Raw genomic sequence first — 21,056 nt, 5'->3', positions numbered from 1 at the left:
ATCGGATAAAGGCCGCATCCCTGCCGGCGATTTGCGTCAATGATTTGGGCTGATTGGCGGGTGCCGGACTGCCACTGCTCGACGGCGCATCACCTTCCAAGAGCAGTTCGAAGACGCTTGCGACCTCGCCAGCGATTTCATGCTCGCCGATACCCGCTTTCTCTGCTGCTGCCATCAAGTCCTCCGCCAAGTCGCTGGCGGCGATCGGATCGCCCCTCGCTATGATAGGCAGTTGCTTGGCCACCACTTGTCGAGAAACTTTAAGCCGCGTGTGCTCACATCAGTCCTTTCCTGCGCTCTCGCACTGATTAACCACCTCAACCGATATCACGTACCCCAAAGCTCGTGCCGCGCATTGTGAAGATATGGAAAAACACCAGCACAGATTTTACTGCCACATTGATGCCAAGGGAACGTGGAGTGTTTGGGACTGCCTCGCCAATAGGCCCGCCAGATTGGGTGGTGGTGACCTTATCGGGTGCACGGCTCAAAGAGCCGAAGCTGCGGAGCGCGTCCTGACTCGGATTTATAAAGGCGGACTTGATGCCATTGCTCTTCGAATCGGCGGAATTGTCCGTTAGCTGACCCTCGAACACGCTGCCACCCTCTTCGCTGATCTCGTGGCGCCCATGTCCTCCTTTTCGGCCGCCCGCATTGCCTGTCAGCAAAATCGGTGATGGCAGCCGCGATCATCGGTGAAGGCATTGGGGAGGTGCTCTGACATCCATTTGTCGAGGAAATTGGTTCCGCGAACGCGCATTCGGCGAATCTTCCCAGGTGGCAAAGGGGGTCGTATGTTGGGCTTCCAAACAAACCGGACGCCCCACTTTGCGCAGCGTTGATTTTACCGCTTTGAAGATTGCCAATCTCGTCCACCGAGATCAGGCCGCTCAAGCTGCGATTGAGTTCTATGGGCCGGAAGCGCCGACCGCCGTGGCGCACTGCGCTTGGGAGGCACATTTCGACGGCCGACCAGATGACTACCGCTTTTGGTGCGATGTCTTTCACCAACTGAGAAGACCAAACTGACGGAACTTTTGCCGCGGAATCGTGTTCGTTCGAGCATGACGAGAATAGCGGACCTTGGCCCACTCATCCCCGGCAAACCACATTCGCCGTCAGACGGGGACGATCGATTTCACGAATGCCCGATCTGCGGCCAGCAGGTCGACAAGCGCGATTTCCGCCAGGTGATGTGGCACGAGCAACCAGATCACGAGCCGCTTGAATTTGATGCCTAGGAACGCAGCACAAACCCAAGTGGGCCGTCTATCGAACCGGAGTTTGCGGACGGCCGCTTCTAGGAGCATGGTGCCTAAATGAGCCCTATCGAACGGAAGCTGGCCGAATTGCACGACATTCAGGAGCTCTTGACGGAACAGGCTACAATCCTGCGCTTGCGATGCGAGAGTTCGCGCCAAGAAGCGAGAGAGATATGCGAAGAGCTCCGCCAGATGGTAGGTGTGGCTCGCAGCACCAACAAATTCGCGTCTATCCTCACCGGCTCACGGGGTGGTTAGGCGACGGCCGCCCGCGCAGGCCATGGGACAATCAGCCTCAGCGCGAGTTTGAAGGGGCGATGAACTCCGAGCAGGAAGAAGCCCCTGCCGTGAGGCTAGCGCTTGATGGGATGGCCCGCGCCTGCTCCGAGGCTGCGCGGGCCGACCACGATGGGGACGCATCTTGGTCACCGGCACCACCGATGAAGAACGTGCCGGGTGTGCCCGAACAGCCTTGGAGCGAGGATGTTCCCGGCTGAGCAAAAAAGCCCGCGCCAGCATGAGCCTGCGGGCAATCGGTCTGGAGTAGCTGAAGCGAGCCAGCATAGGGTCAACGAGCGGCGAAGGGTTTGGTGCGCCGAGCACCGCTCCAGGCACTGGGTGAAACTCCTAGAAAAGTAGGAAACAAACCTCTGGACTCTTAAGTTGGATTCGCCCCAGTATTTGTCCGGGGGGAATTCAAATGAAAGTCGGAGCACTCATTGCAAGTGCAGCCCTGTTTGTCAGTGGTTGCTCTACGAGCCCTGTTGTATCAGACACCGATCTCACGGCCATGAATACCGTTGCGCTGTGTCACGTTCTCGCTAGCAGCACGGACGAACAGTATCGGAGCCGCGTCGCTGCCCTGCTAGTCCGCCGTGGGGCAACAGCAGAAAAATGCATGCGGCTGGTTCAGGCTGACAATGCTGTAGCGACGGGAATTGCGGTGGCCGCCGTGGGCGGTGTAGCCATTGGCGTTGCCGCCAACAACGGGGGTGGAGGGTATTACGTACCGCCGCCGCGGCCCCAAGCCTATGGCGTGGCCTGGGATCAGTTCTATGGCCCGAACTACAGCGTGATCTGGCGCTGCCGAGACCGGTCTACGGGGCGGTTCGTTGACGACGGCTATTGCCTTGGAATGCCCATGATCGACAGCGCATGGCCGGGCTGGTCGGCGTAAGGATGAGCAGGCCTTACCGGAAATATCCTTCCAATCGGTGGCGGAGACCCATCGGCCCTATGTGGCGACTCCAACTCGCCAGCATCCCGGTGGCGCTCGGGTTGTTGGCGGTGGCGGCAGTGACTGCCTTCCTGGCCCCGTCGAGCGCGCAACGCAGCGATGAAGCATCATGGGCCAGTCAGCCAAAAGCGGTGCAATCGGATGCCACGCAACTTGCCGGTATCGCCTCGGTCATCGACGGCGATACGATCGAGGTCCGCGGACAGCGGATCCGCTTCAACGGGATCGATGCGCCCGAGAGCCGGCAAATCTGCAAGAATGCGAAGGGCGTCAACTATCCGTGCGGCCGGCGATCGGCCCAAGCGCTGGATGCCTTCCTGGCCGCCTCGAGGCCGATCCACTGCACCTTCATAACTTGGGACCGCTACCACCGCTTTGTAGGCGACTGCCGGCGCGCCGACGGCACCAGCGTCGCCGCTTGGATGGTTGAGCACGGTCAGGCGCTGGATTGGCCTCGCTATAGCCAGGGCGCCTATGCAAAGCAGCAGGCGACCGCCGAAGCGGCAAAGGTCGGTTTGTGGGCCGGAACGTTTCAAGCGCCCTGGGAGTGGCGTGCGGCGCACGGCGAAGATGCGGCGCCGTCGAGCAAGCCGCTCGGCCTCGTCAGCCGCAAGCTGGTCGCGCAGAGCGGCTATTCGTGCGAGCAGCGGCGTACATGCAAACAGATAGGCTCCTGCGAGGAAGCCAACTGGTATCTGCAGAATTGCTTATGGGGCGGGAAGCTCGATCGCGATAAGGATGGAATTCCATGCGAAAGCCTGTGCTGAAGTCTGTCTTAGCGCTGTCTCTAATTTCAACGCAGTGCCTTGCTGGCACACCCAAGGGCGAATGCGCGAACCTCTGGAAGATGTACGGTGTATTTATGAGAGCTTCACTGATCTGCAATTTCCCGGAATCGAATGCGGTCAGAAAGACCCTTACCTTGCTGAAGAAGGATTGCCCTAAATCGACAGAAGCTCAAGCCCGACGGTATGTCGCCGACGGTTTCAAGGAGTTCGACAAGGGAGTGGCAAGCAAGGGGCACCCAAAGGCCTGTGGCGAAGCATTCACTTCATGGACACGGTTGGAGGGTCTTAGGTCGCAGCGGTAGAACTAGGCTGCCGCCAGTCTTTTTTCAATTAGGTAGCGAAATCCATGCATCCGATTACCTCGGCATGGCAGACCGGCGATTCGATTAATGCGCTGAAATAGTTCCCAACTGGCAAAGGTCGTCGTACGCTGACGGCTACGCTGAATTGCCGACGGCAAGACTTGGGAGGGGTAAACTGTGGGGAAGTTAATCGAAGGCGACGATGGATTGCCAGCTGAAATAGTAGGCAAATGGGCAAAAGACAAACACGATTTACTCCGCCGATATATCGATATCACGAAGTCAGCCCGCTCGAAGTACCTGCCGCCAGATAACAAGGGCGGCGCTGCATACATCGACCTATTTTGCGGGCCGGGTCGTTGTCAGATAGAAGATACTAGCGAATGGATCGATGGCAGCCCTATTGTCGCGTGGCGCCAAAGTGTCGCCAGCAACTCTCCCTTCACTCGAGTGATTGTCGGCGATTCTGATCAGAAGCGAGTTGATGCTTGTGTCACACGTCTCAAGGCGCTCGGTGCGCCAGTTCTTGGCCTTCATGGCACGGCCAAAGATACGGCCTTCCGAGCGCGCAAAAGCGCACCTGTCTATGGCTTAAACCTTGCTTTTCTCGACCCGTACAACTTGGAATCTCTCCACTTCGATATCATCGAGGCCCTGGCGAAAATCCCCCGCATAGACGTCTTGGTGCATTTCAGTGCGATGGATCTTCAGCGCAACCTCGACGTCCATCTGCTGGCAGAGGATTCGGCTTTTGACTCATTTGCCCCCGGATGGCGCGATGTGGTCCACCGGCGGTCTGTCGCAAGGACGCGAGAGGATTTTTTCGAGTACTGGCGCAATCTGGTGGGCACTACCGGCGCCTACACTTCGAAGGATGTCCGTTTGATAACCGGCTCGAAAAATCAGAGGCTCTATTGGCTTCTTTTGGCGGCAAAGCACGACCTCGCGCACAAGTTCTGGTCGGCGATCTCTCGCTCTACCGTTCAAGGCTCGTTGGACCTTTAGAGCGCAGCCATCGGCATCTCGTCATAGGTCCGGCCGTTGAGCGTGCGGCCGGTAGCCTTCTTGTTGCGCCCTCCCCACTGTTTGAAGAAGAAGGCTGTATTGCTACGCCGGCACATCGCCTCGATCTCGTCGACCCAGCATGGATCCATGTCACGGGCGCCCGGCCCCGATTCTCCTCCGACAATTGCCCACTGGATATGGCTGAGGTCAGCGCCGGCAACCGAGCCGATCAGGGGCTCTAGAGAAACAAAGCGGATCGCTGCCGGCACGCGGCGAAGATCATCAAGCCGTCCGAGAACGCGACTGTCCTCAACGCTTGTCCCGAGCCACACATTAGGCAGGACAGGGAAATCGCCGCGTGTCAGGACGCTCGCCATGACCCCCGGCCGCTTCGTCAAAATCTGATAGGTGTGCCGCGGCGTTTCCTCCATCACGGTCCAGACTTGGCGGATGAAGTCAGCCGGTACATCAATATGGAACAGGTCCGACATTGAGTTGACGAAAACCCGGCGCGGCTTCGACCAGGAAGCAGGGATCGTCAGAGACCTAGGGTCGGTCACCACCTTGCCCGTCCATTTCGCGCGGCCGCCTGTTTTGCGCGTCAGGCCCAGGTACTTCTCCATGCCCATCGCGTCCAGGCGCGCCGCCATGCGCATCGCGTAACAATTCGTGCATCCGGCAGTCAGGATTGTGCAGCCTGCCACCGGGTTCCACGTCGCGTCCGTCCATTCGATTGAAGTTTCAGCCATCAGACGATTCTCCTCGTTGAGAATGACTATTCTGTGAAGCTTTGGCCAACCTTTCGGTTCAGAATGCTGCGCGAGGCGCCTTCCGCAAGACGTGAGCGGCGGTTTCAGGCACTCGCAAACGCTGCCGCCAGTTGCGCGTTGTATCGATCGCAAACTGCCTTCATCTCCAGCGCGATTGCTGGCGGGACCAACGCGTCGACGACGACACGCCCCTTAGCGTCGCGAACCTCGTTGCGCATGATGGGGTCATCCCAAAGGAGAATTTCCAGGTCTGCCGTGTTCGTATCGGCGACAGGCGCACGCTTTTTGAAATCGTAGATGACTGCCATTTTGCTTCTCCAGAAGGTCGCTTCTCAGGCGACGGTTGAGCCGGGGTTGAGAAGACCGAAGCAAAGGTCCTCGCCGCTTTTAGGATTGCGCCTTGGACATGGCGGCGAACCCCGGACAACAGGTGACGAGTTACAGCATCAGGCTTCTCAGGCCAAATACATAATGCCGACCGTTTTCAATTATTGTCAATATGGTTTATAGAAAAGCATACACTTTCGTGTAGATATTGTTGATTCACGCCATCAACAAAATCAACTGTATTATAGATTCTTTACGTAGGTTTGACTTTTATTGATCCGTGTTCAACAATGGGGTCTGCCAACTCACGCTTCTAGCACCTCGGAATCGAGTCTCACGATGCTTTTGACCCAGGATGAAGTCGCCAAACGGCTGCGCTGCTCGACCCAAAAGGTGAAGCGGCTCCGGATCTCCGGGCAGATGGCCTATATCCCAGGTCGGCCCGTGCTGATTGAGGAAGCCGACCTCAAAAATATCTGGAGGGGGTGAAACGCCAGGCCAAGCCGGCCGCTCCGCAGAAGGAGAAGAGCAGCTCACCCGCGCTGGAAGACGCCGGTGTTCTCGCACGACGCATCTGGCTCGCACGGCGCAATTATCAACTCAGCAAGCCGAACCGGGGCAACCACAAATAGGAGGTTCGCAGAAAATGCGTGCAGCCAAATCGCGTTATGAGATCAATCAACTGGGTGCGGTGCAGTGGGAGTCGCTTCATCCGCACGAGGTTCCGGAAGCTGACGCGCCGATGATGTTGATGCAGATCGTCATTTCTCTGGAGCAGTTGCCGCGCTGGCTCGCTTGGTGCAGAAAACTTCGAAAAGAGCATGCGGGCAAACCGGGAATGGATTTCTTGGACATATGGAGCGTGCCCACCGAGCAAGCGAGCCAAAGATCGCGGCTTCAAGTTTTGAACATGCAATACCCTTCCTCATTAGGCTTGGCAGGCTTCGACCAATACTATCGGGAATGGCTTGAATTGATTGGCCAGGCGCCGCAGCCGCAACCGTCGCTGGACGCGGATTCAAACTCCGGTGATGGCACTGACGGCGGACGGAACAAATCGGCTGGACAGCATCGCCAGTCCCCAACCTAACGCGAGCCGCACGACCACCGGCCCAACTGCTGTCAGAACGCCGAATACCACATCGATCTGGCCGCCGGAGGATAGTTGGTCTCGCATCTTCAGGTCCTGATCGTGCAGACGAATGTCAGCAACGGCCAGCGCAGTTATCTCCTGCCAGTCGATGCGCACTGGCGAGCCGCCGGCGGAAGCCGCGGCTTCGATTCCAAGCCGCGTGGTGAGTTCGCCGAGCCAAAGCTGCTCGAGGGTCCGGCTCTTGGTTAGCAACATAGCAGCCTGCAAATGGTCGCTTATCGCCATTGCGAACCCTACGCCGAGCGCTAGCAACGCTGCCAAATAGGCGGGCAGCGGCAGAACGAAGATGAAGCCCGTCAGCAGGACTGAAAACAGTTGCAACATCAGCCCCGACATCCCTTCGGTTCTGATTTCGCTCGGTGTACAGCGCATGAAAATTCCCTCCCAATTTTTCAAATATCGGGTGCCAGCCGCCTGATCGTGTCCGCCACAAAGGATGGCGCCAAATGGGCATAGTGCTTCTCGGCCATCCTGGTATCGCTATGCCCGAGCGCTTCAGCTACCACGATCAGCGGCGCGCCGTTGCGAACCATTGTGCTGGCGTAGGTGTGTCGGATCTCGTGCAGGGTGACGTCTGACAGGTTGGCTTGGGCAAGCAGCGCCTTCCAGGGGCGGTGATAGGTCGCCGGCGCCCAGGCTGCGCCGCTATCCTGCCGAAGCAGCGGCTCGCCCCCTGGACGGTCTCGGGTAAGGCGTTCAAACAGATCGGCGCCGCCCGCCGGCAACGGGATATGCCGGGGCTTGCCGCTCTTGCTCTCAGCGACGAAAACAGACTTGTTCACTGCGTCATAGTCCGACACTCGCAGCCGGGCGAGCTCGCCGAACCGAGCACCGGTGACCAGGGCAGCCGACACTAGATCGCGAATCGCGCCGTTGCTGGCTGCGATCAGCGTTTTCTGCTCGGCCGGTGACAGGAAGCTGACACGGGCGGCCGTCGTGCCGCGGTATGGCTTCACGAGGCGCCACGCAGTGTCATCGGCAACGAGCCGATTGTTGAATGCCCAATTCAACGCGGCCTTCAATGTCGTGAGCGTCCGATTGGCTGTGTCGCGTCGGCGGCGGATCACTTCGGGGTCGGACAAGTCAACGGTGACGCTGTTGGCCTTCTCGGCAAATTTGCCGGTGCGCAGCCGTTTCTGAGCGGAGACCATCCCGTCGCGCCAGACGCGGATATTCTCGATCGTCAGATCGGTGAGTTTCACTGCGCCAAGCTTAGGCCGAATATGGAAGGCTGCTCGCGTCTTGGCGTCGTCGATCGACTTCATCCCTTCGGCAGCGCGCGCTTCGAAATATTTGTCGAGCGCGTCGTTCACCGACAAAGCTGCGGGAGCCTCGTTGCCAGCCTTCAGTGATTTCGCCCATTGCCTGGCAGCATCCTTCGCCTGCTCATGAGTGAGCACCTTGGCGCCGTCGGCCGGCAATTGATCGTCTGCATGGCCCAATCGTGCCTGAAGGCGCTTGCCGTCGACCGAGCGGGAGGCGGCCAGCCATGCGCCCCCTCGCCCGCGGCTACCACGGCCACGCCGATATCCAAGTCGAACGCCTGGGCTAATCACTTCCCATTCGGGCACGTCCGACGCCGGCAGCGATGCGCGACTGGTCTTGGTCGAGAGGGTGCTGCGGCGTTGCGCCATGTGTCGTCCTGAGTTTTCGTTGTCAATTTCGTTGCTTTGTGATCAACGAAACGGCTAGAACCTGGATGACACTATATGCGACAAAGCGTAACAAAATCAAATGTCTAATCCGGTATCAGGCAGTGTCATGTTGTGCCAGATGACGCCCTTTCACGGCGGTAACAGGGGTTCGATTCCCCTTGGGCGTACCAGATCTTTCAGGAAAACAAGAAGCCTCGTAGCAGCCGCCGAACTAGCAGCGGCTGGAACGGTGGCGCGGCGCATCGGTTGAACCGGCGCACGCGCTGCCGTGCCGAGTCCCCTGGCGCCTGCTCGCGGCAATCTCCGGCCACTCATCCCTGGTCGTGCGCCACCTGCGGCCAGCGCTGCAACGCCGCATGGCCACCCTCGGTCAGCGCGTAGACGCCGCGCTCGGCCCTGGCGAACCAGCCATAGACATTGTCCAGGAGGATGCTGGCCGCGCGCGGCGAAATCGCTTTCAGATCGCGCGGGCGTTTCGGCCCGTCGGTCATGGCTGCGGCGCAGGCCAGCGCATCCTGCCGGTAGGCGGTCATGATCGGCGCGCGCGAACCGCCGCCGACCACCGGATCGCCGCGCCGGCGCCGGTGTTCCTCCATCAGCCGCGAGCGCCGCTTTGGATCGCGACGCGGCGGCAGAGCGGCCGGGCTGAGCAGCAATTCGACCTCCCCCTTGCCGCTGACAGCCAGAAGCCCGAAGCCGAGCCGCCGGCACAGCGCGCGAAAACGGCGGTCGTGCTCGCGGCCTTTGCCACGCGCCGACATGCGCGCGGCCAGCCACACTTCGTCGCATGCCGCGGCGCGATCGACACCTTGCAGCACCAGTTCGAGGTTGAACTGCAATTTCAATTCGCAGATGACCAGCACAGGCGGCTCGCCGTCGCGCACCGCCACGATATCGCAGTGGCCGACTTCGCCCTTGACCGTGAATTCCAGGCTCTCGAGAAACCGCTTCACCGGGATGTAGAGAGACGTTTCCTGCATCGCGCAGGCATAGCCGATTCGGATCGGGTCGGCACAGGGATCGCCGAGAGGCCGACGCCTTGCGCTAAGCCGCGTTGAAACCCACTGTTTGCAAAGGTGGCCGTCAGGCAGGTCTCCGGCATGATAGTCCCGCCATAGCGCTCGACGATTTCCTTGGCGATGACCGACGTCGCCAGGGCCGAGCGCGACCAGTATTTCATCGCCTGTCTCGCGTTCAACAAGGCGCCCGCCGTGGCTGGGACGGCACAATCGACAGCGTAAGACCCGAGATCCGTCGACGCCAAGACCGGTCCACGGTTGGCCACACAATGATGAGCGCGTGTGTTTTGAGGCTAGGGGCGGGTGCGCGTCCGGCGCTGCCCTGGTGCGGTATCGTCCGCCTTGAAATGCATCTCGTCCTGGACCGCGGCAAAAAACCGGCGGACATCGTTGGCCGCCGAAGCCGCATCGCAGCCGGCCGCGACCGCCTTGTCGAGGAGTTCGCGCGCCGTGGCCTTCCAGAACGACGTGGCCGTGTCGCCGTGCAGTCTGCCCAGCCTTGCGGCGACCTCGCGCACCAGCACGGTCTGCCGATCTAGCGGGAAGGTACGCACATTGGCTGAAGACATGTTCTGCACCATGAAACCGACGCAACGAATCAGACGCTGCTCCATGGCCTCATGCCTAGCTGTGAAGTGGGAAACGGAACCTTAACGCCGCGGAGTCCGCGCCGATTGGAACGAGTCGGTTGGGTGGCCTCCAGGCCAAGCAGAACTCTAGACCCTCAGGCCCCTCGCCTCGCCGGCGCGCTTGGCCGTAACCATCATGTCCCTGGCCAGCAGGCCACTGACCCGGCAAAACGCCATGAAGGCGCGCCATGCGTCCTCAGTCCTGACCACATCCACCGTGGCGCCGAAACAGGCATTGAACGCCGCTTCATAGACCTTGCCCTGTCGCTTCTTTGGCCAGTCATGCAGGATATCCAGCGCCTGTTCGACGCTGTATATCTCCTCTACCGGCAGCCCGGGCGCGGGCGCGATGCGCACCGGCACCTCGAATTGCAATCTGTCCATTCTATATCTCCCGAACTGGCGTCGACCACAGCAACGCCGTTCGTCGTCAAAAGTTGCTTTGGCTGCTTTTGCGCGAAAATGTGTCGTCAGTGCGATCTCGGCATTCGGAGGAGATCGCGAACCTGGATGTCATCTGAGCGGCCGCGCAAGCCAGGAATATCGCCAGTATCGGTCCATTGCCGGCAGTTCTTCCTTGAACCTTGCGGCTTGCAGTGCCAAATCTGGGGAAATTTTCTAACGGGCTGATATGCGCCGCCCGCTTACAGGCAAACGGACACTATGGTCACCTATCTCGACGCCGCCACGGCACCCCTCAGGAACACCGGCCAGATCCGCCTCTACGGCGAAGAAGGATTTGCCGGCATGCGCAAGGCCTGCGATCTCACCGCGCGCTGCCTTGATGAACTGGTGCCGATGGTCCAGCCGGGTGTCACCACCGAGACCATCGACCGTTTCGTCTTCGAATTCGGCATGGACCAAGGCGCGCTACCGGCGACGCTCAACTACCGCGGCTACACCAAAGCGTCCTGCACCTCGATCAACCACGTCGTCTGCCACGGCATTCCAGACAACAAGCCGTTGAAGGATGGCGACATCGTCAACATCGACGTCACCTACATCCTCGACGGCTGGCACGGCGATTCCTCGCGCATGTATCCCGTCGGCACCATCAAGCGCGCCGCCGAACGCCTGCTTGAAGTCACTCATGAGTGCCTGATGCGCGGAATCGCGGCGGTCCGGCCCGGCGCCCGCACCGGCGCCATCGGCGCCGCCATCCAGACCTATGCCGAGGCAGAGCGCTGCTCGGTGGTGCGCGATTTCTGCGGCCACGGCGTTGGCCAGCTGTTCCACGACGCACCCAACATCCTGCACTATGGCACCGCCTCGGAAGGCGTCGAGATGCGGCCGGGCATGATCTTCACCATCGAGCCCATGATCAATCTTGGCCGGCCGCATGTGAAAGTGCTGTCGGACGGCTGGACGGCGGTGACGCGCGACCGCTCGCTGTCGGCGCAGTACGAACACACGATCGGCGTCACCGAAACTGGCTGCGAGATTTTCACCCTGTCGCCAAACAAGCTCGACCGCCCCGGCCTGCCGGCGGTCAGCTGAAAACAAGATCGCCTCAAGCCGCGGCTTTGAGGCGCCGTCGCCGAAAAAACTCGACCGCGCGCTGCTTACCGCTCTAATCTGCCGTCGAAGCCTTCGGGGAGTGTGGGGGTCGATGGGGAAGAGTGGCGACGACGAACGGGGGTTCTTCTCCGAGCGGTGGCTTGAACCACCGGCGAAGGACAAGGCACCAAGAGACAAATCGACGGAGAAGCCACACTATCACGGCCATCGCGACCGTTTGCGCGAGCGCTTCGTTGCCGGCGGCGCAGACGCCCTGCCCGACTACGAACTTCTCGAACTGCTGCTGTTTCGCCTGATCCCGCGCGTCGACACCAAGCCGATCGCCAAGGCGCTTTTGGCGCGCTTCGGCACTTTTGGCGAAGTGCTTGGCGCACCGGTGGCGCTGCTGCAGGAGGTGAAGGGCATCGGCCCCGCCGTGGCGGTCGACCTGAAGGTGATTGCCGCTGCCGCGCAGCGCATGGCGCGGACCGAGGTCCGCGACCGCGAGGTGCTGTCCAACTGGACGCAGCTTCTTGCGTACTGCCGCTCGGCGATGGCGTTCGAGAACCGCGAACATTTCCGCATCCTGTTCCTCGACAAGAAGAACGTGCTGATCGCCGACGAGGTACAGCAGGTCGGCACCGTGGACCACACGCCGGTCTATCCGCGCGAAGTGATCAAGCGCGCGCTCGAACTGTCGGCCAGCGCCGTCATCCTGGTGCATAATCACCCATCAGGTGATCCGACACCATCGCGTGCGGACATCGAAATGACCAAGCAGATCATCGACAGCGCCAAGCCGCTCGGCATCGCCGTCCACGACCACATCATCATCGGCAAGAAAGGCAACGCCTCGATGAAGGGCCTGCTGCTGATCTGAGCCTGATGGGCGCCGGTGCCGTCATCCCAAACGCCACCGCTCGCGAGCCAATCAGCAACATTCCGGCTTGGCTCAAACGCCCACGCTTGCGGTGTAGAAGTGATATTGCGACGGAAGCGCCCGCTTCGGCGACAATGTCGTAGACTCGCGAATACGAAGCAGCCAGTTCCCGTCAACCATTGCAGGAGATCTATTCAATGACGCTCGAATGCATAAATCCAAATGATCTGCCGATTCCGGAAATGTACTCCCAGGTCGTCGTTGCGACAGGAAGCAAGCTGGTGTTCGTCTCGGGCCAGCAGCCAGAAGACATACACGGCAAGCTCGTTGGCCATGGTGATTTCGCAGTCCAGGCGCGCCTGGCGTTCGGGAATCTCGGCCGAGCGCTTGCTGCCGCCGGCGCTCGGCCTGAGCAAGTCTGCAAGATGACGATCTACATCGTCGATTACAAACGCGACGAACACGTGCCGATCATCGAAGCGGCCCAGATCGAGCTGTTCGGCGATCACAAGCCAGCAAACGTGGTGGTCGGGATAGCTGTAATGTCTCCCGGCTACCTGATAGAGATCGATGCGATCGCGGTCATCGACCCGTAGGCCAAGCGAGGACGCGTCAAGTCGCCCAAACAAATCCCGGAACTCGCTGCGAGATTGCCACGACCTTGATCTCTCCATCCATCCACGATCACATCGTCATCGGCAGGAATTGCGATGTCTCGATGAAGAGCCTGCTGCTCACCTGATCAACGTCGGAAACAGGAAACACGCAATGCCCCAGCCCGGCGACGAACCATGGCCGTTCGACAAGCAACGCGCAGCCCTCCTGGTCATCGACATGCAAAGCGACTTCGTCGATGAGGGCGCCGTCATGGAAGTGGCCATGGCCCGCCATCGCATTCCGGCGATGCGGCAGGTGGTCGAGCTTTGCCGCGCGCAAGGCGTCCCGGTGATCTACACCCAGCATGTGCTCAGCGACCATTTCGATATCTCGCCGCTGGAAACCAGCTATCAGCCGAAGCTGAAAACCAAAGGCATGCGGGAAGGCACGCCGGCGCCGAAATCGTCGCCGCGCTTGCGCCCTTGCCTGGGGATGTCGTCATCAAGAAGCACCGCTACGATGCCTTCCACAACACGCAGCTCGAGACCGTGTTGCGCAACATCCGTGGCGCAGGCCGGGTCGACACGGTGATCATCATCGGCACCGTGACCAGCATCTGCTGCGAATCCACCGCGCGGAGCGCCTTCATGCGCGACTACAAGGTGGCTTTCATCAGCGACGCCAATGGCGGACTGGACGAGGCATCGCACAATGCAACCCTCGACATCATAGGCAAGGTGTTCGGGCGCGTGATGACGGTTGCCGAGCTTGGGAACCTGTTGCGGAGTTGAACCCCAGCGTCAGCTGGCGTGCGTCTCAAGCTCCGGCGCCGAGCCTGCCCTCAAGAAGGTCGCGCCGCTGCTGCAATTCGCCGGAGACGAATTTGGTGAAGGCGTGGACGCGCGCCGTGCGGCGCAAATCGTCGTGCACCAGCACCCACAGCGCCGAGCCGATCTCCTCGATCAGCCCTCCGACCCTTACAAGCCCGGGCAGGCTGTCGCCGAGATAACAGGGCAGCGCCGCAACCCCGATTCCGGCGCCCGCCGCATGCGACATCGTCACCAGGGAATCGGCGCGTATGGCGATCTCGACATCGGGCAGCGACGACCGCATCCAGCGGGCGACGCCGGTGTTGGCCAGGCTGTCGTCGGGCGCGATCCAGCGCAGCGCACCCAGTCTCGGCTCCGGGGGTAGCGTTTCGGCATAGGAACGTGTCGCGTAGGCGGCGAAGGCGACGCCCGAAATGCGCCGGCCGACCAGGATTTCCTGCGGTTGCGACACCGGCCTGATCGCCACGTCTGCATCCCTTTGCGTCAGGTTGGCGATGGAATTCTGCGTCATCGCCTCGACCCGTATGCCGGGATGGAGCTTATGAAACGCCGCCAGGATCGGCGGCAGCACCGATGCCATCAGCGTATCGGTGGTGGTGACCCGCAACCTGCCTTCGAACCTGAGATCCTGCCCCGACAGTTTGCGCGCCAGTTCATTGACCGTCTCGGCCATTGTGCGTGCCGCGCCCAGCAGCTCCTCGCCGCCCGCGGTGAGGGCATAGCCAGTCGGCAGCCGATCGAAAAGGCGGATACCCAGCCGCGCCTCGAAGGCGTTGACGCGCCGCAGCACAGTCGTGTGGTTCACGCCTAGGATCCGAGCCGCCGCCGCCAGCGAAGCGCCATCGGCGACGGCCAGCACCATGCGCAGATCTTCCCAGTCGATATCGCGTGAGCTGTGCATTCTTGCAGAAAGATAAAAGAAAGCGCTGCGCTCTGCGAGTCAAAATGACGCTTCGCTGTGCAAAAACGCAGAGCAAGCGGGCGAATCGGCATGTCGATCTGCGCATGCACGCACGCCATATGGAGTCCGACGACAAAAGAAACAGTCGCGGAGAAGAGCCATGACGCCGATAGAACTCTACACCTGCCAGACACCCAACGGGCACAAGGCCTCGATCATGCTGGAAGAGGTCGGCCTGCCCTACTCGGTCCGCTTGGTCGACATCGAAAGGGGCGACCAGACCAAGCCTGATTTCCTGGCGCTCAATCCCAACAACAAGATCCCGGTGATCGTCGACCGGGACGCCGGCCGCACGGTCTTCGAATCCGGCACCATCCTACACTACCTGGCGCGACGGTCGGGCAAGCTTCAGCCGGTGGGCGCGCAGGAGGCGGACGATACGCTGACCTGGACCTTGTTCCAGGCGGCCCATGTCGGCCCGACGCTTGGCCAATTGTGGAATTACAAAATCTTCGCGCCGGAAAAAATCCCTTATGTGATCGAGCGTTTTGAGCGCGAAACCGGACGCGTCTTCCGAGTGCTCAATAGCCGGCTCAAGAACTATGAGCACATCGTCGGCAAAAGCTACGGCATCGCCGATGTGATGACATGGCCATGGATCAACGCGGCCGTCACCAGGCTCGGCCTCAGCCTCGATGACGCGCCAGACCTGGCGCGTTGGTATGCCGCCATAGGCCGACGCTCCGCAGTTGTCAGAGGCATTGCCGTTCCCGCCCTGCCCGAAGCATCGGCTGCCGCTTAGATCATGATGAGATTTGGTTGAAATCTCATCATGATCTAACCCTTTGTTGGAGCATGATCTTTTCCAAAAACCGGCACCCACTTTTTGGGATCATGCCCTAGCCGCCGCACCCCGCATTCAAGGAATACGATCGTGGAAATCCTCTTCGTCCCTCTGGCGCTTGTCGCCGGTGGCCTGCTTGCGGTGCAAGCCGGCGCCAATGCCCAACTTTCAAAGGCGGTCGGCTCACCCTTTGCCGCGACCACGCTTCAGCTCGCGGTCGGCGCCATCGTGCTGTTGTCGATCACGGCCCTCACCGGAACGACACCGGCTCTGCTTGCCGTTCGGCAAGCCGAATGGTGGCATGCGATCGGCGGCATGGCTTCGGCCTTCTACGTTGTTTCGACCATTCTTCTGTTCCCTCGCCTTGGCGCCGTCGTGTCCGTCGGGCTCTTCATCGCTGGGCAGATGCTTGCATCCTTCGCCCTCGACACGTTCGGCTGGCTCGGGATCCCCGAAGCCGGACTGCGAGCCGGGCCTGCCTTCGGCATGCTCGTCTTGCTTGCCGGGGCTGCCCTCATCGTTCTGGGACAGAAGGGCGCGGCCGACAATACCGCATCCTCAAGACCAGGGTGGATCGGACTGGCGCTGCTGGCAGGCGCCGTGCTTCCGGTGCAAGGCGCTGTAAACGCCTTGCTTCGGCACGACCTTGGCGGCGCGCCGTTTGCGGTCGGCACCATCTCGTTCCTGGTGGCGATGCTGGCCATGGCCGCGGTGCTTCTGATCGCGCTTGCCCTGACGAAGACGCCCCGCCCTCGCCTCGCCGGCTTGTCGTCGATGCCCTGGTGGGGCTGGCTCGGAGGTTTTGCCGGCGCCACCTATGTCACGACCGTGTTCACCGCCATCCCCGTCATCGGAGCGGCAGCTGCCGTCAGCCTGACGGTGGCCGGCCAGCAGGTCGCCGGCATCTTCGTCGACACCTTCGGCTGGTTCCGCCTGCCGCAGCGGCTTGTCTCCGGCATGCGGCTCGCCGGCGTCGTGCTGCTTTTGGCCGGCTGCATCATCATCAAGGCGCTTTGATCCCGCTGGAACAAGGCAAGCCGAATCAAACCAGCCCCTACCCTCCCTGATTTGGGGGGTCAGGTGTCGCTCCGGCGTCACCAACGAAGCAAGGTCCGGGCGCCGCAGAAGCAATTTTTCGCTCCTTCCACAACCGGCTCTAGAATTTCGATCGCAAATCACGCATGATGCACTTGGTATTTTCCCGGGACGGCTTCGCGCCCCTGAAATACCGGGAGGAACGGGACATGCCCATAGTGGTTGTACTCGTTTTGATCGTCGTGGGCTCGGTGTTGTTCCACTTCCTGAGCCCATGGTGGTGGACTCCGATTGCCTCGAATTGGGACTATATCGACAACACCATCATCATCACCTTTTGGATTACCGGCGTCGTCTTCGCCGCAGTCGTCCTATTCATGGCCTATTGCGTTTTCCGCTTCCGTCACCGCGAAGGCAACCAGGCGGCCTACGAACCGGAGAACAAGCGGCTCGAATGGTGGCTGACGATCGTCACCGGAGTGGGTGTTACCGCCATGCTGGTTCCCGGCCTGTTTGTCTGGAGCCGGTTCGTCAACGTTCCAAGCGACGCAACCGTGGTCGAAGTCGTCGGCCAGCAATGGCAGTGGAGCTTCCGCTTGCCCGGCAAGGACGGCAAACTCGGCACATCCGACACCCGCGACGTCACCGCTGAAAATCCGCTGGGCGTGATCGCCAAGGATCCCAGCGGCCAGGACGACGTCGTGGTCGAAGCGGCCGACCTGCATCTGCCGGTCGGCAAGCCGGTCAAGATGCTGCTGCGCTCGATCGATGTGTTGCACGATTTCTACGTTCCGGAATTCCGCGCCAAGATGGACATGATACCGGGCTCGGTCACCTATTTCTGGTTCACCCCCACCAAGACCGGGACCTTCCAGGTTCTGTGCGCCGAACTGTGCGGCCAGGGGCACCCGATGATGCATGGCATCGTCATGGTCGATACCGAGCAGGACTATGTGGCCTGGCTCGACCAGCAGCAGACGTTCGCGCAGTTGTCGGCGCCGCAGCAGACGGGCTCGGTGGAACAGGCGCCGGGCAACGCGACGGCGTCAGCTCTAGAAGTTGCGGCAAAACTCGAAACTGTCGGGTCCCGCTGAAGGGCACGGAGGTGCTCCGCCTATGGTCGATATCACGCCTGCAGATGCCGTCCCGCCCGCCGAAGTCGCGGAAATGGAGCTTTACCATCCGCACAGCTGGTGGACGAAGTATGTCTTCTCGCAGGACGCCAAGGTCATCGCCATCCAGTATTCGGCGACCGCAACGGCCATCGGCCTGGTCGCGCTGGTGCTGTCCTGGCTGATGCGGCTGCAGCTCGGCTTCCCCGGCACGTTCGATTTCATCACCCCCGAGGCCTACTACCAGTTCATCACCATGCACGGCATGATCATGGTGATCTACCTGCTCACGGCACTCTTCCTCGGCGCCTTCGGCAACTACCTGATCCCGCTGATGGTCGGCGCCCGCGACATGGTCTTTCCCTATGTCAACATGCTGAGCTACTGGATCTACCTCCTTGCCGTGCTGGTGCTGGTGTCGAGCTTCTTTGCGCCCGGCGGACCGACCGGCGCCGGGTGGACGCTCTATCCGCCGCAAGCCATCATGACCGGCACACCTGGCGGCCAGGAATGGGGCATCATCCTGATGCTCGTTTCGCTGATCCTGTTCATCATCGGCTTCACCATGGGCGGTCTGAACTATGTCGTGACGGTGCTGCAGGCCCGCACGCGCGGCATGACGATGATGCGCCTGCCGCTGACCGTCTGGGGCATCTTCACCGCCACCGTCATGGCGCTGCTCGCCTTTCCGGCGCTGTTCGTCGCCTGCGTGATGATGCTGCTTGACCGCGCGCTTGGAACCTCCTTTTTCATGCCCGCGGTCGTCGAGATGGGGGAACAGCTACAGCACAATGGCGGCAGCCCGATCCTGTTCCAGCATCTGTTCTGGTTCTTCGGCCACCCGGAAGTCTACATCGTGGCGCTGCCGGCCTTCGGCATCGTCTCCGATCTGATCAGCACGCATGCGCGCAAGAACATTTTTGGCTACCGGATGATGGTCTGGGCCATCGTTGGCATCGGCGCGCTGAGCTTCGTGGTCTGGGCGCACCACATGTATGTCAGCGGAATGCACCCCTATTTCGGCTTCTTCTTCGCCACCACGACACTGATCATCGCCATCCCGACGGCGATCAAGGTCTACAATTGGGTGCTGACGCTGTGGCGGGGCGACATCCATCTCACCATACCGATGCTGTTTGCCATGGCTTTCATCGTCACCTTCGTCAATGGCGGGTTGACCGGGCTGTTTCTCGGCAACGTCGTCGTCGACGTCCCGCTGTCGGACACGATGTTCGTCGTCGCTCACTTCCATATGGTCATGGGTGTTGCTCCGATCGTCGTCATCTTCGGCGCGATCTACCACTGGTACCCGAAGGTCACCGGCCGGATGCTGAACGAGACGCTCGGGCGGTTCCATTTCTGGGTCACATTCCTCGGCGCCTACCTGATCTTCTTTCCCATGCATTACATCGGCCTGATGGGCGTGCCGCGGCGCTATGCCGAACTGACCGACGTGACGGTCATGACGGAGTCGGCGCATCACCTCAACTCGTTCATCAGCATCATGGCGTTCATCGTCGGCTTCGCCCAGATCGTGTTCCTGTTCAATCTTATCTGGAGCATCCGCCATGGGCGCGAGGCCGGTGGCAATCCATGGCGAGCCACGACACTCGAATGGCAAACGCCGCAGACGCCACCGGCGCATGGCAATTTCGGCAAGGATCTGCCGATCGTCTATCGCTGGGCCTATGACTACAGCGTGCCGGGCGCCAAGGAGGATTTCATTCCGCAAAACATGCCGGGCACCTTCGGCCCCTCCAGGGAGCCGGCATGAGCGTCATCCTGGTCTTCCTGCTCGTGATCGCCGGCTTTGCCGGCTGGTGGCTCTCGCATCAGCGGCTGATGACGAAACCATGGCTCGAGCAAGGTGTGGCAGGAGATTTTGTCGCCTTCGACCGATCGAGCCTGCCCACCGCCAAGATCGGCCTCGGTGTCTTCCTCGCCGTCGTCGGCTGCCTGTTTGCGCTGTTCACCAGCGCCTACTTCATGCGTATGGCGCTGTCGGACTGGCAGCCGCTGCCCATCCCACGCCTGCTCTGGCTCAACACCGGCATGCTGGTGCTGAGCAGCATCGCGCTGCAATGCGCCTCGATCGCGGCGCGCAAGCGCCAGATGGACACGGTCAGGCTCGGCCTTGCTGCGGCTGGGCTCACCGCGATCGCCTTCCTCATCGGGCAGCTCATGGCATGGCGGGACCTGACCGCCGATGGCTATTTTCTGGCCTCCAATCCGGCCAACAGTTTTTTCTACCTGATAACCGGGATGCACGGCCTGCATATAGTGGGAGGGCTGGTGGGCCTGGGCAGGACAACCGTCGGCGCCTGGAACGGGGCACGGCCGGAACGGCTTCGCCTCAGCGTCGAATTATGCGCCATGTACTGGCATTTCCTGCTTTTTGTCTGGCTCGCCATCTTCTCTCTTTTGGCCGGCTGGGCTGCGACGTTCATCGATATTTGCCGGCAGTTGCTGAGCTAGGAGGTCGAGTAGCATGGCAGAAACCACACTGACGCATACCGGCCAAACGGAGACGCGGCCCGCAGGCTGGCAAGGCATCGCCGCCGACTGGTCCTCGGATCAGCGCGCGTTCAAGAACGTGTCCTGGGGCAAGGCCATGATGTGGATCTTCCTGCTCAGCGACACCTTCATCTTCGGCTGCTTCCTGCTCTCCTACATGACAGCGCGCGTTTCCACGCGCGTGCCGTGGCCCAATCCGAGCGAGGTCTTTGCGCTTCGCATCGGCGGTTCGGACATTCCACTGATCCTGATCGCCATCATGACCTTCGTGCTGATATCGAGCAGCGGAACGATGGCCATGGCGGTCAATTTCGGCTATCGCCGAGACCGCCGCAAAACCGCAATCCTCATGCTTCTGACGGCAGCGCTAGGAGCCACCTTCGTCGGCATGCAAGCCTTCGAATGGACCAAGCTGATCACCGAAGGGGTACGGCCGTGGGGCAATCCCTGGGGCGCGGCACAATTCGGCTCGACTTTCTTCATGATCACCGGCTTCCACGGCACGCATGTGACGATCGGGGTGATCTTCCTCATCATCGTGGCGCGAAAGGTCTGGCGTGGAGACTACGACGTCGGTCGTCCCGGCTTCTTCACCAGCCGCAGGGGTCGCTACGAGAACGTCGAAATCATGGGGCTCTACTGGCATTTCGTCGACCTGGTCTGGGTGTTCATTTTCGCATTCTTCTATCTTTGGTGAGA

General features: G+C 60.8%; 25 protein-coding genes and 1 pseudogene. 16 read left to right on the top strand and 10 right to left on the bottom strand.

Annotation, left to right across the window (positions count from 1 at the left end; genetic code table 11):
- Positions 1–317: 317 nt before the first annotated feature.
- Entirely contained in the window at positions 318–596 is a 279-nt protein-coding gene (locus tag NKL04_RS06050) for a hypothetical protein (RefSeq protein ID WP_156951520.1), read from the bottom strand.
- A 181-nt stretch (positions 597–777) separates the two neighbouring features.
- Between NKL04_RS06050 and NKL04_RS32055 the strand changes: the two genes are divergently transcribed.
- The 4 genes from NKL04_RS32055 to NKL04_RS06035 all read left to right on the top strand — a co-directional run bounded on the left by NKL04_RS32055 (position 778) and on the right by NKL04_RS06035 (position 4,594).
- Positions 778–1,029, top strand: a complete 252-nt coding sequence (locus NKL04_RS32055; protein ID WP_502903337.1) for a Y4oE-related protein — start codon at positions 778–780, stop codon at positions 1,027–1,029.
- A 1,131-nt stretch (positions 1,030–2,160) separates the two neighbouring features.
- Positions 2,161–2,439, top strand: a complete 279-nt coding sequence (locus tag NKL04_RS06045; protein ID WP_352723421.1) for a hypothetical protein — start codon at positions 2,161–2,163, stop codon at positions 2,437–2,439.
- Complete coding sequence (locus NKL04_RS06040; protein ID WP_245271436.1) at positions 2,418–3,266, top strand: thermonuclease family protein; 849 nt, start codon at positions 2,418–2,420, stop codon at positions 3,264–3,266. Before NKL04_RS06045 ends, NKL04_RS06040 begins: the two co-directional genes overlap by 22 nt.
- Positions 3,267–3,766: 500 nt before the next feature.
- Positions 3,767–4,594 carry a three-Cys-motif partner protein TcmP gene (locus tag NKL04_RS06035; RefSeq protein ID WP_023701649.1) on the top strand — a complete coding sequence of 276 codons (828 nt, stop codon included), beginning with the start codon at positions 3,767–3,769 and terminating at the stop codon, positions 4,592–4,594.
- Here NKL04_RS06035 and NKL04_RS06030 read toward each other — a convergent pair.
- Positions 4,591–5,343: a DUF5131 family protein gene (locus NKL04_RS06030; RefSeq protein WP_023701650.1), complete on the bottom strand. Its 753-nt coding sequence runs from the start codon at positions 5,341–5,343 to the stop codon at positions 4,591–4,593. The two genes, NKL04_RS06035 and NKL04_RS06030, sit on opposite strands and share 4 nt — an antisense overlap.
- A 104-nt stretch (positions 5,344–5,447) precedes the next feature.
- Entirely contained in the window at positions 5,448–5,672 is a 225-nt protein-coding gene (locus NKL04_RS06025) for a hypothetical protein (protein WP_023701651.1), read from the bottom strand.
- A gap of 358 nt (positions 5,673–6,030) precedes the next feature.
- On the opposite strand from NKL04_RS06025, the gene NKL04_RS06020 reads away from it, so the two are divergent.
- Entirely contained in the window at positions 6,031–6,180 is a 150-nt protein-coding gene (locus tag NKL04_RS06020) for a helix-turn-helix domain-containing protein (protein WP_023701652.1), read from the top strand.
- 157 nt (positions 6,181–6,337) lie between these two features.
- Complete coding sequence (locus NKL04_RS06015; protein ID WP_156951489.1) at positions 6,338–6,781, top strand: hypothetical protein; 444 nt, start codon at positions 6,338–6,340, stop codon at positions 6,779–6,781.
- Here the strand turns inward: NKL04_RS06015 and NKL04_RS06010 are convergent.
- From NKL04_RS06010 to NKL04_RS05990, 5 genes are all read right to left on the bottom strand, one after another.
- Positions 6,710–7,216 carry a hypothetical protein gene (locus NKL04_RS06010; RefSeq protein WP_031209520.1) on the bottom strand — a complete coding sequence of 169 codons (507 nt, stop codon included), beginning with the start codon at positions 7,214–7,216 and terminating at the stop codon, positions 6,710–6,712. The genes NKL04_RS06015 and NKL04_RS06010 overlap by 72 nt on opposite strands.
- Positions 7,217–7,236: 20 nt before the next feature.
- Positions 7,237–8,478 carry a tyrosine-type recombinase/integrase gene (locus NKL04_RS06005; RefSeq protein ID WP_023701655.1) on the bottom strand — a complete coding sequence of 414 codons (1,242 nt, stop codon included), beginning with the start codon at positions 8,476–8,478 and terminating at the stop codon, positions 7,237–7,239.
- A 332-nt stretch (positions 8,479–8,810) separates the two neighbouring features.
- Positions 8,811–9,479, bottom strand: a complete 669-nt coding sequence (locus NKL04_RS06000) for a DUF2161 domain-containing phosphodiesterase (RefSeq protein WP_023688243.1) — start codon at positions 9,477–9,479, stop codon at positions 8,811–8,813.
- 332 nt (positions 9,480–9,811) lie between these two features.
- Positions 9,812–10,132 carry a DUF6074 family protein gene (locus NKL04_RS05995; protein ID WP_245271437.1) on the bottom strand — a complete coding sequence of 107 codons (321 nt, stop codon included), beginning with the start codon at positions 10,130–10,132 and terminating at the stop codon, positions 9,812–9,814.
- Between the two features lie 102 nt (positions 10,133–10,234).
- Positions 10,235–10,531, bottom strand: coding sequence for a DUF982 domain-containing protein (locus tag NKL04_RS05990; RefSeq protein WP_023688240.1), 297 nt, complete (start codon positions 10,529–10,531; stop codon positions 10,235–10,237).
- A gap of 279 nt (positions 10,532–10,810) precedes the next feature.
- Between NKL04_RS05990 and map the strand changes: the two genes are divergently transcribed.
- The 3 genes from map to NKL04_RS05975 all read left to right on the top strand — a co-directional run bounded on the left by map (position 10,811) and on the right by NKL04_RS05975 (position 13,120).
- Positions 10,811–11,644 (top strand): type I methionyl aminopeptidase, encoded by an 834-nt coding sequence (map, locus tag NKL04_RS05985; RefSeq protein WP_023701657.1) that lies wholly within the window; start codon positions 10,811–10,813, stop codon positions 11,642–11,644.
- Positions 11,645–11,756: 112 nt separating this feature from the next.
- Entirely contained in the window at positions 11,757–12,524 is a 768-nt protein-coding gene (gene radC / locus NKL04_RS05980; protein ID WP_023688238.1) for a RadC family protein, read from the top strand.
- 197 nt (positions 12,525–12,721) lie between these two features.
- Positions 12,722–13,120 carry a RidA family protein gene (locus tag NKL04_RS05975; RefSeq protein ID WP_023701658.1) on the top strand — a complete coding sequence of 133 codons (399 nt, stop codon included), beginning with the start codon at positions 12,722–12,724 and terminating at the stop codon, positions 13,118–13,120.
- An 88-nt stretch (positions 13,121–13,208) separates the two neighbouring features.
- On the opposite strand, the gene NKL04_RS05970 is transcribed toward NKL04_RS05975, so the two are convergent.
- Positions 13,209–13,502: a hypothetical protein gene (locus NKL04_RS05970; RefSeq protein WP_023701659.1), complete on the bottom strand. Its 294-nt coding sequence runs from the start codon at positions 13,500–13,502 to the stop codon at positions 13,209–13,211.
- Between NKL04_RS05970 and NKL04_RS05965 the strand changes: the two are divergent.
- A pseudogene (locus NKL04_RS05965) lies at positions 13,392–13,912 on the top strand (isochorismatase family protein). The gene NKL04_RS05970 and the pseudogene NKL04_RS05965 sit on opposite strands and share 111 nt — an antisense overlap.
- A 25-nt stretch (positions 13,913–13,937) precedes the next feature.
- Here NKL04_RS05965 and NKL04_RS05960 read toward each other — a convergent pair.
- Positions 13,938–14,852, bottom strand: coding sequence for a LysR family transcriptional regulator (locus NKL04_RS05960; protein ID WP_023701662.1), 915 nt, complete (start codon positions 14,850–14,852; stop codon positions 13,938–13,940).
- A gap of 160 nt (positions 14,853–15,012) precedes the next feature.
- On the opposite strand from NKL04_RS05960, the gene NKL04_RS05955 reads away from it, so the two are divergent.
- From NKL04_RS05955 to NKL04_RS05930, 6 genes are all read left to right on the top strand, one after another.
- Positions 15,013–15,654: a glutathione S-transferase family protein gene (locus tag NKL04_RS05955; RefSeq protein WP_031209523.1), complete on the top strand. Its 642-nt coding sequence runs from the start codon at positions 15,013–15,015 to the stop codon at positions 15,652–15,654.
- A 132-nt stretch (positions 15,655–15,786) separates the two neighbouring features.
- Positions 15,787–16,713, top strand: a complete 927-nt coding sequence (locus NKL04_RS05950; protein WP_023667660.1) for a DMT family transporter — start codon at positions 15,787–15,789, stop codon at positions 16,711–16,713.
- Positions 16,714–16,940: 227 nt separating this feature from the next.
- Positions 16,941–17,825 carry a cytochrome c oxidase subunit II gene (locus NKL04_RS05945; RefSeq protein ID WP_023667661.1) on the top strand — a complete coding sequence of 295 codons (885 nt, stop codon included), beginning with the start codon at positions 16,941–16,943 and terminating at the stop codon, positions 17,823–17,825.
- A 22-nt stretch (positions 17,826–17,847) separates the two neighbouring features.
- The gene (gene ctaD / locus NKL04_RS05940) at positions 17,848–19,617 is read left to right on the top strand and encodes a cytochrome c oxidase subunit I (protein ID WP_023701664.1); all 1,770 of its coding nucleotides are present in this window, start codon (positions 17,848–17,850) and stop codon (positions 19,615–19,617) included.
- A complete protein-coding gene (locus NKL04_RS05935) occupies positions 19,614–20,318 on the top strand; it encodes a cytochrome c oxidase subunit 3 (protein ID WP_023701665.1) in 705 nt (234 codons plus the stop codon). The genes ctaD and NKL04_RS05935 overlap by 4 nt, the downstream gene beginning before the upstream one ends.
- Before the next feature lie 13 nt (positions 20,319–20,331).
- Positions 20,332–21,054 (top strand): heme-copper oxidase subunit III family protein, encoded by a 723-nt coding sequence (locus NKL04_RS05930; RefSeq protein WP_023667664.1) that lies wholly within the window; start codon positions 20,332–20,334, stop codon positions 21,052–21,054.
- The last annotated feature ends 2 nt before the right edge of the window (positions 21,055–21,056 follow it).

Origin of the sequence: Mesorhizobium sp. C264A, from assembly GCF_040324515.1 — a bacterium.
Classification (GTDB): domain Bacteria; phylum Pseudomonadota; class Alphaproteobacteria; order Rhizobiales; family Rhizobiaceae; genus Mesorhizobium.
Note: the sequence above shows the minus strand (reverse complement) of the source record. Positions and strands in the feature narration are given on the sequence as shown.

What these genes read in the sequence shown, in the direction of transcription:
- ctaD (WP_023701664.1), top strand. Translation starts at nt 17,848, where the DNA reads ATGGTCGATATCACGCCTGCAGATGCCGTCCCGCCCGCCGAAGTCGCG.
- NKL04_RS05960 (WP_023701662.1), bottom strand. Translation starts at nt 14,852, where the DNA reads ATGCACAGCTCACGCGATATCGACTGGGAAGATCTGCGCATGGTGCTG.
- NKL04_RS06010 (WP_031209520.1), bottom strand. Translation starts at nt 7,216, where the DNA reads ATGCGCTGTACACCGAGCGAAATCAGAACCGAAGGGATGTCGGGGCTG.
- NKL04_RS05970 (WP_023701659.1), bottom strand. Translation starts at nt 13,502, where the DNA reads ATGGTCGCTGAGCACATGCTGGGTGTAGATCACCGGGACGCCTTGCGC.
- NKL04_RS05955 (WP_031209523.1), top strand. Translation starts at nt 15,013, where the DNA reads ATGACGCCGATAGAACTCTACACCTGCCAGACACCCAACGGGCACAAG.
- NKL04_RS05995 (WP_245271437.1), bottom strand. Translation starts at nt 10,132, where the DNA reads ATGGAGCAGCGTCTGATTCGTTGCGTCGGTTTCATGGTGCAGAACATG.
- NKL04_RS05935 (WP_023701665.1), top strand. Translation starts at nt 19,614, where the DNA reads ATGAGCGTCATCCTGGTCTTCCTGCTCGTGATCGCCGGCTTTGCCGGC.
- NKL04_RS05990 (WP_023688240.1), bottom strand. Translation starts at nt 10,531, where the DNA reads ATGGACAGATTGCAATTCGAGGTGCCGGTGCGCATCGCGCCCGCGCCC.
- NKL04_RS05975 (WP_023701658.1), top strand. Translation starts at nt 12,722, where the DNA reads ATGACGCTCGAATGCATAAATCCAAATGATCTGCCGATTCCGGAAATG.
- NKL04_RS06015 (WP_156951489.1), top strand. Translation starts at nt 6,338, where the DNA reads ATGCGTGCAGCCAAATCGCGTTATGAGATCAATCAACTGGGTGCGGTG.
- radC (WP_023688238.1), top strand. Translation starts at nt 11,757, where the DNA reads ATGGGGAAGAGTGGCGACGACGAACGGGGGTTCTTCTCCGAGCGGTGG.
- NKL04_RS06000 (WP_023688243.1), bottom strand. Translation starts at nt 9,479, where the DNA reads ATGCAGGAAACGTCTCTCTACATCCCGGTGAAGCGGTTTCTCGAGAGC.
- NKL04_RS06025 (WP_023701651.1), bottom strand. Translation starts at nt 5,672, where the DNA reads ATGGCAGTCATCTACGATTTCAAAAAGCGTGCGCCTGTCGCCGATACG.
- NKL04_RS06045 (WP_352723421.1), top strand. Translation starts at nt 2,161, where the DNA reads ATGCGGCTGGTTCAGGCTGACAATGCTGTAGCGACGGGAATTGCGGTG.
- NKL04_RS06040 (WP_245271436.1), top strand. Translation starts at nt 2,418, where the DNA reads ATGGCCGGGCTGGTCGGCGTAAGGATGAGCAGGCCTTACCGGAAATAT.
- NKL04_RS06030 (WP_023701650.1), bottom strand. Translation starts at nt 5,343, where the DNA reads ATGGCTGAAACTTCAATCGAATGGACGGACGCGACGTGGAACCCGGTG.
- map (WP_023701657.1), top strand. Translation starts at nt 10,811, where the DNA reads ATGGTCACCTATCTCGACGCCGCCACGGCACCCCTCAGGAACACCGGC.
- NKL04_RS06020 (WP_023701652.1), top strand. Translation starts at nt 6,031, where the DNA reads ATGCTTTTGACCCAGGATGAAGTCGCCAAACGGCTGCGCTGCTCGACC.
- NKL04_RS05930 (WP_023667664.1), top strand. Translation starts at nt 20,332, where the DNA reads ATGGCAGAAACCACACTGACGCATACCGGCCAAACGGAGACGCGGCCC.
- NKL04_RS05945 (WP_023667661.1), top strand. Translation starts at nt 16,941, where the DNA reads ATGCCCATAGTGGTTGTACTCGTTTTGATCGTCGTGGGCTCGGTGTTG.
- NKL04_RS06005 (WP_023701655.1), bottom strand. Translation starts at nt 8,478, where the DNA reads ATGGCGCAACGCCGCAGCACCCTCTCGACCAAGACCAGTCGCGCATCG.